13 protein-coding genes are annotated in these 13,801 nt (G+C 46.1%); all 13 read right to left on the reverse strand.

Translation table 11 applies throughout. The annotated features are described in order from the left end of the window. Positions 1-85: 85 nt before the first annotated feature. The gene (gene pyrE / locus SB658_RS06950; RefSeq protein WP_284690837.1) at positions 86-718 is read right to left on the reverse strand and encodes an orotate phosphoribosyltransferase; all 633 of its coding nucleotides are present in this window, start codon (positions 716-718) and stop codon (positions 86-88) included. Further along, on the reverse strand, positions 715-1,434 hold the full coding sequence (pyrF, locus tag SB658_RS06955; RefSeq protein ID WP_003232107.1) for an orotidine-5'-phosphate decarboxylase: 720 nt from the start codon (positions 1,432-1,434) through the stop codon (positions 715-717). The genes pyrE and pyrF overlap by 4 nt, the downstream gene beginning before the upstream one ends. Continuing rightward, positions 1,403-2,338: a dihydroorotate dehydrogenase gene (locus SB658_RS06960; protein ID WP_029317780.1), complete on the reverse strand. Its 936-nt coding sequence runs from the start codon at positions 2,336-2,338 to the stop codon at positions 1,403-1,405. The genes pyrF and SB658_RS06960 overlap by 32 nt, the downstream gene beginning before the upstream one ends. Then, positions 2,338-3,108, reverse strand: a complete 771-nt coding sequence (gene pyrK / locus SB658_RS06965) for a dihydroorotate oxidase B electron transfer subunit (RefSeq protein ID WP_124059838.1) — start codon at positions 3,106-3,108, stop codon at positions 2,338-2,340. The genes SB658_RS06960 and pyrK overlap by 1 nt, the downstream gene beginning before the upstream one ends. Further along, on the reverse strand, positions 3,105-6,320 hold the full coding sequence (gene carB, locus SB658_RS06970; protein WP_124059837.1) for a carbamoyl-phosphate synthase (glutamine-hydrolyzing) large subunit: 3,216 nt from the start codon (positions 6,318-6,320) through the stop codon (positions 3,105-3,107). The genes pyrK and carB overlap by 4 nt, the downstream gene beginning before the upstream one ends. Continuing rightward, entirely contained in the window at positions 6,305-7,399 is a 1,095-nt protein-coding gene (locus SB658_RS06975) for a carbamoyl phosphate synthase small subunit (RefSeq protein ID WP_144500781.1), read from the reverse strand. Before SB658_RS06975 ends, carB begins: the two co-directional genes overlap by 16 nt. Beyond that, positions 7,396-8,682 (reverse strand): dihydroorotase, encoded by a 1,287-nt coding sequence (locus tag SB658_RS06980; protein WP_144500782.1) that lies wholly within the window; start codon positions 8,680-8,682, stop codon positions 7,396-7,398. The genes SB658_RS06975 and SB658_RS06980 overlap by 4 nt, the downstream gene beginning before the upstream one ends. After that, positions 8,666-9,580 (reverse strand): aspartate carbamoyltransferase catalytic subunit, encoded by a 915-nt coding sequence (locus SB658_RS06985; RefSeq protein ID WP_003245123.1) that lies wholly within the window; start codon positions 9,578-9,580, stop codon positions 8,666-8,668. The genes SB658_RS06980 and SB658_RS06985 overlap by 17 nt, the downstream gene beginning before the upstream one ends. Positions 9,581-9,725: 145 nt before the next feature. Next, positions 9,726-11,033, reverse strand: a complete 1,308-nt coding sequence (gene pyrP / locus SB658_RS06990) for a uracil permease PyrP (protein ID WP_003221479.1) — start codon at positions 11,031-11,033, stop codon at positions 9,726-9,728. Positions 11,034-11,206: 173 nt separating this feature from the next. Beyond that, entirely contained in the window at positions 11,207-11,752 is a 546-nt protein-coding gene (gene pyrR / locus SB658_RS06995) for a bifunctional pyrimidine operon transcriptional regulator/uracil phosphoribosyltransferase (RefSeq protein WP_003232127.1), read from the reverse strand. Between the two features lie 182 nt (positions 11,753-11,934). Further along, positions 11,935-12,846 carry an RluA family pseudouridine synthase gene (locus tag SB658_RS07000; RefSeq protein ID WP_003245307.1) on the reverse strand — a complete coding sequence of 304 codons (912 nt, stop codon included), beginning with the start codon at positions 12,844-12,846 and terminating at the stop codon, positions 11,935-11,937. 1 nt (position 12,847) lies between these two features. After that, entirely contained in the window at positions 12,848-13,312 is a 465-nt protein-coding gene (gene lspA / locus SB658_RS07005; RefSeq protein WP_144500783.1) for a signal peptidase II, read from the reverse strand. A 102-nt stretch (positions 13,313-13,414) separates the two neighbouring features. Next, on the reverse strand, positions 13,415-13,789 hold the full coding sequence (gene ylyA, locus SB658_RS07010; protein WP_003245479.1) for a sporulation-related RNA polymerase-binding protein YlyA: 375 nt from the start codon (positions 13,787-13,789) through the stop codon (positions 13,415-13,417). Positions 13,790-13,801 lie beyond the last annotated feature (12 nt).

The raw sequence follows: 13,801 nt of genomic DNA on the forward strand, positions 1-13,801 counted from the left end.
AGGATTAATAAAAAAACAGGCCTCACAGCCTGTTTTCAAGTACATCAAGGCTTTGAAGCCTCTTTACATCATTTGAATTTATTTTTTATTTTTTAAACCAATCTTTTGACTCGGGATTTCGTTTCCATGTTTGCAGCTTTTTTAGATCATCTGAATGAATATTTCCGTTTTCAAGCGCGACCTCTGTGAGCGTATCATAATCAGTTAATGAGTAGTATGGCAGTTCTGCCTTTGCGAAGGCTTCCTCCGCTTTAGGAAGTCCGTACGTAAAGATTGAGACGACACCAAGCACTTCACAGCCGGCCGCTTGTAAAGCTGCACAAGCTTCAAGCACACTGCCTCCTGTGGAAATTAAGTCTTCAATGACAACTGTTTTTTGCCCCTCTTGCACAGCTCCCTCAATCTGATTGCCTTTTCCGTGCGCCTTCGGCTTGCTCCTCACATAACACATCGGAAGATTCAAACGGTCAGCCGCAAGAGCAGCATGAGGAATACCGGCAGTTGCTGTTCCCCCAATCATTTCAGCTTCAGGAAAATGCTCTTTGACAAGCTTGCTGATACCTGAAGCAACATCGTTTCTGACCTCTGGGAAAGATAGCGTAAGGCGGTTGTCACAGTAGATCGGTGATAAAATGCCGCTTGCCCATGTGAACGGCTCGTTCGGGCGTAAAAATACAGCTTGGATGTCTAATAGATGTTTTGCGATGATTTGTTTCAAGATTTGATTCCCTCCCATTCAAGTCTGACAGCCTTATAGGCTTTTACCGGGTCTTCCGCTTTTGTAATCGAGCGTCCTACTACAATCGCTGATGAACCTTTCTCTCTTGCAATGGCAGGCGTCGCTACGCGGACTTGGTCATTCGCAGCGTCCTCTGACATTCTGATCCCCGGAGTGACAGTCAGAAATGAAGGCGACACCGCTTGGTAAATGGCTTTTGCTTCATGAACAGAGCAGACCACTCCATCCAGTCCGCTTTCTTCCGCCTGTTTGCTGTAGTGCACAACCGTATCAATCAGAGACTTTTCGATCAGCAGTTCATCTTTCATGATTTGTTCAGATGTGCTTGTCAGCTGGGTTACCGCGATAAGTGACGGACGTTTTTTTCCAGCCGGCGTACCTTCTTCTAAGCCTTCGAGAGCTGCCTGCATCATTTTTTTGCCCCCAGCAGCATGAACATTGACGAGGTCTACTCCAAGACTGGCAAGGCGCTTCATCGCTTTGTTTACAGTAGTCGGGATGTCATGAAGCTTTAGATCTAAAAATAGCTCGCAGTTTCTTTCTTTTAGTTGTTTCACGATAGATGGCCCTTCTTGATAAAAAAGCTCCATCCCAACCTTTACAAATAACGGTTCTTGCTGAAAAGGCGCTAAGAACGCAAGTGTTTCTTCAGCTGACGCAAAATCAAGCGCGATGATGGGCAGGTTGTTTTTCATGATTCCAGCTCCTTCCGATGCATTCTTCAATTGATTGATAGCCGTATTGGAGCAAAACAGATGGGAGCTGTTCAATAATCTCTGGACATGCAAAAGGATTCACAAAGTTTGCTGTTCCGACAGCGACTGCGCTTGCTCCCGCGAGAAGAAATTCCAGGGCATCTTCAGCCGTTTGCACGCCTCCCATTCCGATAATCGGGATGTTGACCGCCTGGCTGACTTCATACACCATGCGAATGGCAACCGGCTTCACAGCAGGGCCTGAAAGTCCCCCTGTTTTATTCGCTAATATCGGTTTGCCGGTTTTTAAATCGAGTCTCATGCCGATTAGTGTGTTGATCATCGTAAGACCGTCCGCTCCCGCTTCCTCGATCGCTAAGGCAATTTCTGTGATATTAGCCACGTTCGGGGAAAGCTTTACATAAACGGGTACATCCGAAACCTCTTTCACCGCTTTTGTCAAATCGGCAGCCATTTCAGGATTCGTGCCAAAAGCGATTCCGCCTGTTTTCACATTCGGGCAGGAAATATTCAATTCAAGAGCATGAACATTAGGCGCTTTGCTGATATGCTCTGCGACTTCAACATAATCCTCGACTTGAGAACCTGCGACATTGGCAATGATCGGCGTATCAAACTGCTCAAGCCACGGCAGCTCATTATGCAACACGCTATCCAGCCCCGGATTTTGGAGACCGATCGCATTGAGCATTCCAGCACCAGTCTCAGCTACCCGCGGCGTCGGATTCCCGAAGCGCGGCTCCTTTGTCGTAGCCTTAATCATGATAGCTCCAAGACAAGACAAATCATAAAAACGTGAAAACTCTTTTCCAAACCCGAAGCAGCCTGATGCAGGAATGATTGGATTTTTCAAATCAAGTCCCGGCAATTTCACCTCTAGCATTACAGCGCCACCTCCTGAGCTTTAAATACAGGCCCGTCGAGACATACTTTTACATAGGATGTCTCACTTTCGTTTGTATGGCACACACACGCGAAGCATGCGCCGATTCCGCAGCCCATTCGTTCCTCCATGGACAGATATACTTCTTTATGGGCATATTCCTGTTTTAACGCCTTGAGCATCGGTGTCGGCCCGCAGCTGAGGAGGATATCAAACTCTAGATTTTTCCGTTTAATCACATCTGTGACAAATCCGGTTTCCCCGTAGCTTCCGTCAGCTGTTGCCACATACGTGTCTCCGTACTGCCTGCATTCTTCCTCGTAAAAAACATCCTTTGCCGATTGGAATCCTAAAACGTGGATGACATTAACCCCTTTTTCATTCAAGCGTTTCGACAGCTCTTGGAGAGGCGGCACACCTACTCCGCCTCCTACCAGCAAAGCCGTCTTTCCGGGTTGAACTTCATTAACAGGAAAGCCATTTCCCAAAGGCCCGAGGACATCCACAAGTTCTCCCTGCTGCTTCAGTGACAAGAGTCTTGTCCCTTCCCCATCTACCCGATAAATGATGGTGACTTCATTTTTTTCAAGGTTGACATCTGCGATGCTGATCGGCCTTCTCAAAAGAGGCGTAACCGCTTCGCTCACTTTAAGATGAAGGAACTGTCCCGGGGTTGTAAACCCTTGGACAAGCTCCCCTTTCAGAACCATTTGATACACCCGGTCTGCAATTTGCTGGTTAGAACATACTGTCAAATACGCTTTTTTCATATAGTGACTGCCGCCTCCTGATTTGTGTTGACTGCCGGCATTTGATCAGCACGGAATGTCATGCTTTCCAGCACTCGTAATATCGCCTCTGCCGTATCTAAAGATGTTAGGCAGGCAACACCATTTTCTACTGATTCACGTCTGATTCTAAAACCGTCTCTTGCCGGCTGCTTTCCTTTTGTCAGCGTATTGATGACAAACTGCGCTTCTCCGTTTCTGATGACGTCAAGCAAGTTCGGGCCATCCTGACCGATTTTTCCGACGACCTTCGCTGGAATGGAAGCTTCTTTCAGGTAGCCTGCCGTTCCTTCCGTCGCTAAAATGTTGTAGCCGATCGCGTGGAACCGCTTAGCAATGGCAAGCCCTTCTTCTTTGTCCTTATCAGCTACTGTTAAAAGCACGGAACCGTAGTTCGGGATTTGAATACCTGAAGCAATCAAGGCTTTGTAGAGCGCCTTTTCAAGTGTCGAATCTTTCCCCATGACTTCACCTGTTGATTTCATTTCAGGCCCTAACGTAATGTCCACTCTTCTCAGCTTGGCAAAGGAGAAGACCGGCGCTTTTACAAATACACCTTGCTGTTCAGGCTGAAGGCCCTCTGTATAGCCAAACGCAGCCAGCTTTTGACCAAGAATGATTTTTGTTGCGAGATTCGCCATTGGGATACCCGTAATTTTGCTTAAAAACGGTACGGTTCTGCTTGATCTCGGATTCACTTCTAGCACGTACACCTCACCTTGCGACAAGACGAATTGAATATTGAGCAAACCGACAATATTCAGCCCTTTAGCCAATGCGATCGTGTATTGTTCAATTTTTTTCTTAATGTCCTCTGTGAGAGACTGAGGCGGATAAACAGCGATTGAGTCTCCGGAGTGAACGCCCGCACGTTCAATGTGCTCCATAATTCCCGGAATGACGACTGTTTCACCGTCGGATACTGCATCGACTTCAATTTCTTTTCCAGTCAAGTATCTATCAATTAATACAGGGTGCTGCGGATTGATTTTGACTGCATTTTTCATGTAATGAAGCAGCTCCTCTTCATGGTACACAATCTCCATCGCCCGGCCGCCAAGTACATAGGAAGGACGCACCAGTACCGGATAACCGATATCACTCGCGATGCTTACCGCCTGATCAACTGATGTCGCTGTTTTGCCAAGCGGCTGAGGAACACCAAGTTCTCCAAGCGCTTGTTCAAATTTATCCCGGTCTTCCGCACGGTCTAAATCTTCTAATGAAGTTCCAAGGATTTTCACTCCGCGTGCAGAAAGCTCGTCAGCAAGGTTAATCGCAGTTTGTCCGCCAAATTGTACGACAACGCCCATTGGCTGTTCGAGGTCAATGATGTGCATAACATCTTCAATCGTAAGCGGTTCAAAATACAGCTTGTCTGAGATGCTGAAGTCTGTTGAAACGGTTTCCGGGTTGTTATTGACAATAATGGCTTCATAGCCTGCTTGTTTAATTGCCCATACAGAGTGAACCGTCGCATAGTCGAACTCGACACCCTGACCGATTCGAATCGGACCCGAACCAAGCACCATCACACTTTTCTTATCTGTAACGACAGATTCATTTTCTTCTTCATATGTGCTATAGAAGTATGGCGTTTCTGACTCAAATTCCGCCGCACATGTATCTACCATTTTGAATACCGGCGCAATCCCCGCTTGTTTTCTCAAGCTGTAAAGCTTGGATTCTTTCATTTTCCACTCGCGGCTGATGTACTGATCAGAGAAGCCGAGTTCTTTTGCCCGTCTCAGCACATCTGTATCGCCCGCATTCGCCTTCAATTCTTTTTCAAACTGTACGATTCCGAACAGCTTATGCAAGAAGAAGACATCGATAGCGGAAAATTCATGGAGGTCTTCTACCGTGTAGCCTCTTCTATACGCTTCAGCTAAGTAGAATAAGCGTTCATCACCAGCCTTTTTAATTCGCTTTTCAAGAAGTTCATCTGAAATGTCAGCGGCGTCCTTCAATTCAAGATGATACACATCAGCTTCCAGTGAACGCACAGCCTTCAGCAATGACTCTTCAAGCGTGCGGCCGATCGCCATGACCTCACCAGTCGCTTTCATTTGCGTGCCAAGCTTTCTGTTTGCTGATTCAAACTTATCAAACGGCCAGCGCGGAATTTTGGATACGACATAGTCAAGAGCAGGTTCAAATGCTGCATATGTTTTTCCTGTCACCGGGTTCATCATTTCATCTAATGAAAGTCCGACTGCAATTTTAGCAGCGAGCTTTGCAATCGGGTACCCCGTTGCTTTTGATGCAAGGGCAGATGAACGGCTAACACGCGGATTTACTTCAATAATGTAATATTGGAAGCTGTCTGGGTCTAAAGCGAGCTGCACGTTACATCCGCCTTCGATCCCAAGCGCGCGAATCAGTTTTAACGATACATTCCGCAAGAGCTGATATTCGCGATCGCTGAGCGTTTGGCTCGGCGCGACAACAATACTGTCACCAGTATGGATTCCAACCGGATCAATGTTTTCCATGTTACAAACGACAATGGCGTGATCCTGGCTGTCTCTCATGACTTCATACTCAATTTCTTTATAGCCGGCGATGCTTTTTTCAAGCAGACATTGGTGTACCGGGCTTAATTTCAAGCCGTTCTCAACGATTTCTTTTAACTCTGTTTCATTCGAGCAGATGCCTCCGCCTGTTCCGCCTAGTGTATATGCCGGGCGGACAATGACAGGGAATCCAATGTGACTGACGAATTTTTCCGCTTCTTCGAGGGAGTGGATAATCTCACTTTCAGGCACCGGTTCATTCAGTTCATTCATTAATGTTCTGAACAAGTCACGGTCTTCAGCTTGCTGAATCGCAGACAGTTTTGTGCCAAGCACTTCGACGCCGCATTCTGCCAGAACACCTCTTTCAGAAAGCTCAACCGCAAGATTCAAACCGGTTTGGCCTCCGAGTGTAGGAAGAATGGCATCTGGGCGCTCTTTTCTGATGATTCGTGTCAGGAATTCAGGTGTGAGCGGTTCGATATAAACCCGGTCAGCCATTTCTGTATCTGTCATGATCGTGGCAGGGTTTGAGTTGACAAGGATGACTTCATAACCTTCTTCTTTCAAAGCAAGACAGGCTTGTGTTCCCGCATAGTCAAATTCTGCTGCTTGGCCGATGATGATCGGTCCAGATCCGATTACTAAAATTTTGTTAATGTCTACGCGTTTTGGCATACCGCTTCCCCTTCTTTCTCTGTTGTTTCGATCATTTCGATGAATCTGTCAAATAGGTGGTTGGCATCCTCAGGACCAGGTGAGGCTTCGGGATGATATTGAACCGTAAATGCCGGCAATGTTTTATGCTTCAGCCCTTCAATCGTATCGTCGTTAATTGCGATATGCGTCACTTCCAGTTCTGTTTTACTGATAGACGAAACTGTATATCCATGGTTTTGAGATGTTAAGGCAACTTTTCCTGTAGCCAGCTCTTTTACCGGGTGGTTTGAGCCCCTGTGTCCGAATTTCATTTTTTCAGTATTCGCCCCGCACGCCAGCGCGAATAATTGGTGGCCAAGACATATTCCGAATAATGGCACTTTTCCAAGAACACCTTTAATCATTTCAATCGCTTCAGGCACATCCTTCGGGTCTCCAGGTCCGTTAGAAAGCATGATACCGTCCGGTTTCAGCTGAAGCACCTCTTCCGCTGTAATGTTGTAAGGCACAACGATGACGTCACATTTCCGTTTGTTCAGCTCTCTTAGAATTCCGTGTTTCATGCCGAAGTCAACCAAGACGATGCGTTTGCCTCTTCCCGGGCTCGGATATGCTGTTTTTGCTGATACTTGGGATACTTGATTTCTTGGCAATTCCGATTCGTTCAGTCTTTTCAGCACTGCTTCGATATCTTCATCAGATGAAGCGAATGTTCCTTTTAGCGCGCCTGCCGTGCGGATCATTCTTGTCAGCTTCCTTGTATCAATCCCCTGGAGTCCGGGAATGTTTTTCATTTTTAAATACTCGTCTAAGGTGTATGCTGAACGCCAGTTGGAAGGCAGCTCACATAATTCTTTGATGATCAGCCCTTTCACAAAAGGGGTAATAGATTCAAAATCATCACGGTTAATGCCGTAATTTCCGATAAGCGGGTATGTTAATGTTACGATCTGTCCGCAGTAAGAAGGGTCAGATAAAATTTCCTGATAGCCTGTCATCCCAGTATTAAAAACGACTTCTCCCATGTTGTGTTCTAAGCTTCCGAAGGCTTCCCCCTCGAATACCGCTCCGTTTTCCAGTACTAATCGTCTCTTCATTTGACAAGTCTCCCCTCTTCATAAGCAAGCTTCCCTGCCGCAATTGTAGCGACCGGCCAGCCGGTGCAGCTGATGCCGTTGAATGGTGTATTTTTTCCTTTTGATAAAAACGTGTCTTTGTCTATAACTGCTTCTTTTTCTAAATCGATTAACGTAATGTCCGCAGCTTGCCCCGTTTGTAATGTTCCATATGGGAGACCGAACGCTTCGCATGGCTTGATTGTCATGTAGTCAATCAGCTGCTTCAGTGACCAGCTGCCATTTTTGACAAAGTGTGTGTAAAGAAGCGGGAATGCTGTTTCTAAGCCGACAATTCCGAATGGCGCCAGCTTCATTTCTGTGTTCTTCTCTTCTTCCGTATGCGGTGCATGGTCTGTTGCGATAAAATCAATTGTTCCGTCTAAAAGACCTTCAATTAAAGCAGCTCTGTCTTCTGGGCTGCGGAGCGGAGGATTCATTTTATAGTTTGTGTCCAGCCCCGGGATGTCCTCATCACAAAGCAGCAAATGATGCGGCGATACTTCTGCTGTCACTCTGATTCCCGCTTTTTTCGCATCGCGTACAACTCTGACAGATTCTTTTGTGCTGATATGGCATACATGATAATGGCAGTTTGCCGCCTCAGCCAGCAGCACATCGCGAGCAATATGAACCGATTCACACACAGAAGGAATGCCGTTTAGCCCGTTCGCTTTGGAGAATGTCCCCTCATGTACGCTCCCTCCGTAAATTAAGGAGTTGTCCTCGCAATGTGCAACAATCGCTTTGTCAATTGCGGCTGCCCGTTTCATCGCTTCATACATCATTCCTGCTGTCTGTATACCAACGCCGTCATCTGTAAAAGCAAATGCCCCGGCTTCTTTTAACGCTTCAAAGTTTGTCATTTCATCGCCGATTTGTCTGATCGTAATGGATGCATATGGAAGAACTCTTACGCATGATGTTTCTTTAATTCTGTTTTGCACCCATTCCATCTGCTCCTTTGTATCAGGAACCGGCCGCGTATTCGGCATTGCTGCTACTGTAGTATAGCCGCCGCGCGCCGCTGCTTTTGCCCCGGTTTCAATAGTTTCTTTTTTCTCTCCGCCCGGCTCTCTGAAATGCACGTGGAGATCAACAAACCCAGGTGAAACGAGCAAACCTTTTGCATCAATTACCGTTTCATTATCCGTTGCATCAAGCTTGCCGATTGCGGTGATGGTTTCTCCAGTCACTCGGATATCCGCTTGTGTTTTTTCACCATTTTCGTTTAGTATCCAGCCGTTTTTAATGAGATATGACATACGCTGCTTCTCCTCTTTTCACATTGGTTTGTAAGGCACGCTGTATCACTGCCATTCTGATAAATACGCCATTTTTCATTTGCTTGAAGATTCTTGATTTTTCGCTTTCTACTAAGCTGTCATCAATCTCCACTCCTCTGTTTACCGGAGCAGGATGCATGATGATCGCATGCCGCTTCATACGCTCAGCCCGTTCTACGGTCAAGCCGTATTTGTTTAAATAGCCTTCCTGACTGACAGCGGACTGATGTCGTTCATTTTGAATGCGCAGCAGCATGACAACATCGGAAGACTCAACTGCTTCATCCATTGAGACATACGTGCCGAATGTATTTTCTTCATCCTGCCATTCCGAAGGGCCGGAAAATAGGACCCGGGCACCCAATCTTGTCAACACTTCCGCATTTGACCTTGCCACTCTGCTATGCTTGATGTCGCCGTGAATGGAGACGGTAAGCCCTTTAAACGTATTGAACTCTTCATAAATCGTCATTAAATCAAGCAGTGATTGTGTTGGATGCTGGCCGCACCCGTCTCCCGCATTCAGAATCGGAATGTTCACCTGGCTGACAAGCTCTTCATAATACTCATCCTCACTGTGCCTGATGACGCAGACGTCCACACCGATTGATTCAAGCGTCCGGATCGTGTCATATAAGGTTTCGCCTTTTTGCACGCTTGTGCTTGTTCCATCAAGGTTAAGCACATTCATGCCCAGCTTTTTTTCTGCGACCTCAAAGCTGAACCGCGTTCTCGTGCTCGGTTCGAAAAACAGGTTTGCTGCAAACTTTCCTGTAAGCTGATTGTCTGTTTTTCCGCTTTTGAGCTCTTGTGCTGTTTGAAGCAAATCTTTGATTTCCTCAGTGCTAAGTTCACTCATCGTCGTTAAATGCTTCATGTTCTTTCCCCTCTCTTTTCAACTTAAGGCTGAAAAAAAACCCCGGTCTAAGATAGACTCGGGGTATGGTTAAATAGAGGGCAGCATTGAAGCTTCCTTCTCTTCATAACCCTTCCAAGCCTCTCTGGACTTTCATTAAAAGGTTTTAAATATGATGTTGTTCAGATGTGTCTGCCTGCTCTTCCTTCGCCTGCGGAAGAATCAGGTTTAAGATGACACCGACAATTGCGGCAAGCGCCATTCCTGACACTTGGAATCCGCCCTGAGACACTTGGATAAAAGCGCCTCCTACACCGATGACAAGGATAACTGATGTAATAATGAGGTTTCTGTTGTTTTCATAATCAATTTTGTTGTCAATCAGCATTCTCAGGCCGCTTGAAGCAATGATTCCGAACAGCAGGAAGGAGACGCCTCCCATGACCGCTGACGGCACTGAACTGATCAGCGCTGAAATTTTGCCGATAAAGCCGAAGCAAAGGGCAATCACTGCCGCGCCCCCGATGACAAAGACGCTGAATACTCTTGTGATGGCCAGCACGCCAATGTTTTCTCCGTAAGTCGTTGTCGGAGGGCCGCCGATCAGGGAAGCGAGGATTGTCGCCACACTGTCACCCATAATAGAGCGATGAAGACCTGGCTTTTTAATGAAGTCTTGTCCGACAACCTTGCTCAGCACCATTTGGTGGCCGATATGCTCTGACATTGTGACAAATGCGACAGGAACCATTGCGGCTGCGATGCCGAGCGTAACTGACGGTGAATAATCTTTGAACGGAATGATAAATTCAGGCACTGCAAACCATTTCGCGTCAAGCACCGGCTGGAAGTTGACAATCCCTTGAGTAAGGGCAAACAGGTATCCGCCGATGATTCCGATCAGAACCGGAATCAGGCTTAAAAACCCTCGTAAGAAAATCGCACAAATAATCGTAATTGCCAGCGTAACTCCTGCGACACTAAAGTGCTTTAAGCTGTAGACCAACTCACTCGCGTTCGGATCAGCATACATCGCCATGTTTACTGCAGTGCTTGCCAGTCCCAGCCCGATGACGATAATAACAGGCCCTACGACTACAGGCGGGAGAATCTTCATCAGCCATCCTGTTCCAAGCTGCCTAATCAATAAGGCAATCAGCCCGTACACCAGCCCTGCAAGAAACGCTCCAACCATTGCCGCTCCCGGCCCGCCGGTCGCTTTTACCAGAATGATCGGAGAAATAAAGGCGAAGGATGAACCGAGATACGCCGGAATTTGTCCTTTGGTAATAAGAAGGTACGCCAGTGTTCCGATGCCGCTTGTCACCAACGCCACAGCAGGACTCATTCCGACGAGCTTCGGAACCAAAATGGTTGAGCCAAACATGGCAAACAAATGCTGAAGGCTGAATGAAACCCAAGAGAAAGGTGTCGGGACATCCCTGACCCCTAAATTTACTTTTTTCTTACTCATGATGATTTCCCCCTGATTGTTGACTTTCATTTTAGGATGACTCAATGACTGTATAAAAAAACCTCTTTGCTTTTTTACGCAAAGAGGCATACAAAGACCTGCCGAATACTTTTTGGGCCTTTGTTGTGCACCTCTTTGCAACCTCTCTGGATTGCCCTTAAAAAGGTGATCTATTATTCGTTTTCATAAATGGCGACGAGATCGTTTTGGTCTACCTCATCAAGCTGTACCATAACCTTTTCAGACTTTGATGTCGGGATGTTTTTCCCGATATAATCCGCTCGGATCGGCAGCTCCCGGTGTCCTCTGTCCACAAGCACTGCAAGCTGAATGGAGGAAGGTCTGCCTACATCAACAAGCGCATCCATTCCTGCTCTGACTGTTCTTCCGGTATACAGAACATCATCAACGAGAATGACTTTTTGATCTGTAATATCTACCGGAATATCTGCACCTTTTACAAGCGGTTCATCGTTGCTTGTTTTTTTAGAAAGATCATCTCTGTAAAGAGTAATATCAATTTCACCGACTGTAACAGGATTTCCCTCAATCTGTTCAATGCGTTCCGCAAGGCGTTTTGCCAGGTAAATCCCTCTTGTCTTAATGCCGACAAGAATGCAGTTATTCATTCCTTTATTGCGTTCGATCATTTCGTGAGCAATCCTGGTCAGCGCCCGTCTAATTGCCTGTTCGTCGAGAATGACAGCTTTTTGATTCAATGTGTGACACCTCACAGTTCATATAGAAGAAAAAACCCCTCCTGCCAGAGCATAGAGGGGTTTTAGGACAAGGTGCGCGCCTATACACGCATCCCGTCTATCCGTTATCCTTCTCAGCCTCTCTGGACTGTTTTAAAGAATCTATTCAGCTTCGTTTATTATTTCAGAAAAGAAACCCTCTGTCAACCGTTTTTTCTGAGGTTTTCGATTAATTCTGCCATATCCTCGGGAAGCGGCGCTTCAAATTCGACATATTCTCCTGTTCGTGGATGGTCAAAACCTAAAACTCCCGCGTGAAGCGCTTGGCCATTAAAGTCGATTGTTTTTCTTGGGCCGTATTTCGGATCGCCTGCTAATGGGAATCCGATATATTTCATATGAACACGAATTTGATGGGTTCTCCCTGTTTCAAGCTGGCACTCCACTAACGTAAAATCCTGAAAACGCTCAAGCACATGAAAATGAGTGACAGCGTTTTTGCCATCACGTGTCACAGTCATGCTTTGACGGTCTTTTTTATCCCGTCCGATCGGCGCGTCAATTGTGCCGTCATCATGAGAAATAAGCCCGTGGACAACCGCCGTATATTTCCGCGTGACCGTTTTGTTGACCAATTGGTTTACGAGTGACTCGTGCGCCATATCATTTTTCGCCACCATTAATAAACCGGACGTGTCCTTATCGATTCTGTGAACAATACCCGGGCGCATCACACCATTTATTCCGGAAAGGTCTGTGCAATGAGCCATAAGACCGTTTACAAGTGTGCCCGTAAGATGCCCGGGTGCTGGGTGAACAACCATTCCGCGAGGTTTGTTGACGACCAGCACATCCTGGTCCTCATAATAAATATCCAGATCCATAGGCTCTGCCAGGACGTCGAGCGCTTCCGGTTCAGGTACAGTGACGGTCACCTGATCACCCGGCTGAATTTTATAATTCGCTTTCACCGCGCTTCCGTTCACGACAACCTGTCCGTCTTTTACCCATTGCTGAACCTGGGTTCTTGACCAATCATTCTCAGTCGATGCCAAAAATTTATCAATCCGCTCACTTTTTTGTTCTTCTGAAGCGGTTATATCAATTTGATTCATGCTATTGCTCCTTTTTCTTTTTCCCGCTGTCCAACAGCATTTGTATAAATAAAAGCATTACGCCGACACATAGTGAAGAGTCCGCGATGTTAAATATCGGGTAATTGTAATTGACAATAATAACATGGATAAAATCCACAACTTCCTGTCTGACAGCCCGATCGATAAAGTTGCCGATGGCACCGCCAAGCATAAGTCCGAGGGCAACGCCAAGAAGCCTTTGTCCCTTTGTATAACGCTGTATGTAATAAACAATACCAATAATAACAACGGTTGTTATGAGGTAGAAAAACCACATTTGACCCGCTAATATCCCCCATGCAGCACCCGTATTGCGATGGGAGGTGATATAGAATACCTGATCAATGATCGGAATGCTTTGGCCAAGTTCCATGTTCTTAACAACTAGCCATTTTGTCAATTGATCGGCTGCAATAATAAGTAGTGCAATCATATAATACAGCACAAACGTTCCTCCAGTTTACGGTTACTTTAATCCATTATGCATTTTATCAATAAAAAGCACTGGAGTAAAGAAATATCAGGCATATTAACCGGACAGACACTGTTATTCATACAGTGCCTGACCATATTCGATATCCGTTGATTTCCATATCGGAAGCGTTTTTTTCTCAAATTGGACAGAATAAAGAAAATCGTTTGCTGTTCGGGCCGTCGGCAGCACTGCCAGCTTTGCAAGAGGAATGGGGGCCCCAGTTTCTTCACAGTATCCGAATGTGCCGTTTTCGATTTTGGACAATGCAAGGAGAACGTCTTGAAGTTCTTCTTTAATATGATAGATCAGAGTTGCTTTTTGTTTTTGATTGATTGCTGCTTGCGGGCTTGTAGAAACCTGAAAGCAAGAATACTCAAATAATCTCGACTGTAATTCTTCTTTCATCAGAAGAAGTTCCGTATAAATTGCGGTCAGTTGATCATTCATTCTTCACAACTC

This window comes from Bacillus sp. SIMBA_008, from assembly GCF_046535495.1.
Classification (GTDB): Bacteria; Bacillota; Bacilli; order Bacillales; family Bacillaceae; genus Bacillus; species Bacillus subtilis.

Bases quoted from the DNA above. Each gene is read 5' to 3' on its own strand.
- SB658_RS06980 (WP_144500782.1), bottom strand. From the start codon at position 8,682: ATGTCATATCTCATTAAAAACGGCTGGATACTAAACGAAAATGGTGAA.
- SB658_RS06975 (WP_144500781.1), bottom strand. From the start codon at position 7,399: ATGAAGAGACGATTAGTACTGGAAAACGGAGCGGTATTCGAGGGGGAA.
- SB658_RS06960 (WP_029317780.1), bottom strand. From the start codon at position 2,338: ATGCTAGAGGTGAAATTGCCGGGACTTGATTTGAAAAATCCAATCATT.
- SB658_RS07000 (WP_003245307.1), bottom strand. From the start codon at position 12,846: ATGAATCAAATTGATATAACCGCTTCAGAAGAACAAAAAAGTGAGCGG.
- SB658_RS06985 (WP_003245123.1), bottom strand. From the start codon at position 9,580: ATGAAGCATTTAACGACGATGAGTGAACTTAGCACTGAGGAAATCAAA.
- ylyA (WP_003245479.1), bottom strand. From the start codon at position 13,789: ATGAATGATCAACTGACCGCAATTTATACGGAACTTCTTCTGATGAAA.
- pyrF (WP_003232107.1), bottom strand. From the start codon at position 1,434: ATGAAAAACAACCTGCCCATCATCGCGCTTGATTTTGCGTCAGCTGAA.
- pyrP (WP_003221479.1), bottom strand. From the start codon at position 11,033: ATGAGTAAGAAAAAAGTAAATTTAGGGGTCAGGGATGTCCCGACACCT.
- carB (WP_124059837.1), bottom strand. From the start codon at position 6,320: ATGCCAAAACGCGTAGACATTAACAAAATTTTAGTAATCGGATCTGGA.
- pyrK (WP_124059838.1), bottom strand. From the start codon at position 3,108: ATGAAAAAAGCGTATTTGACAGTATGTTCTAACCAGCAAATTGCAGAC.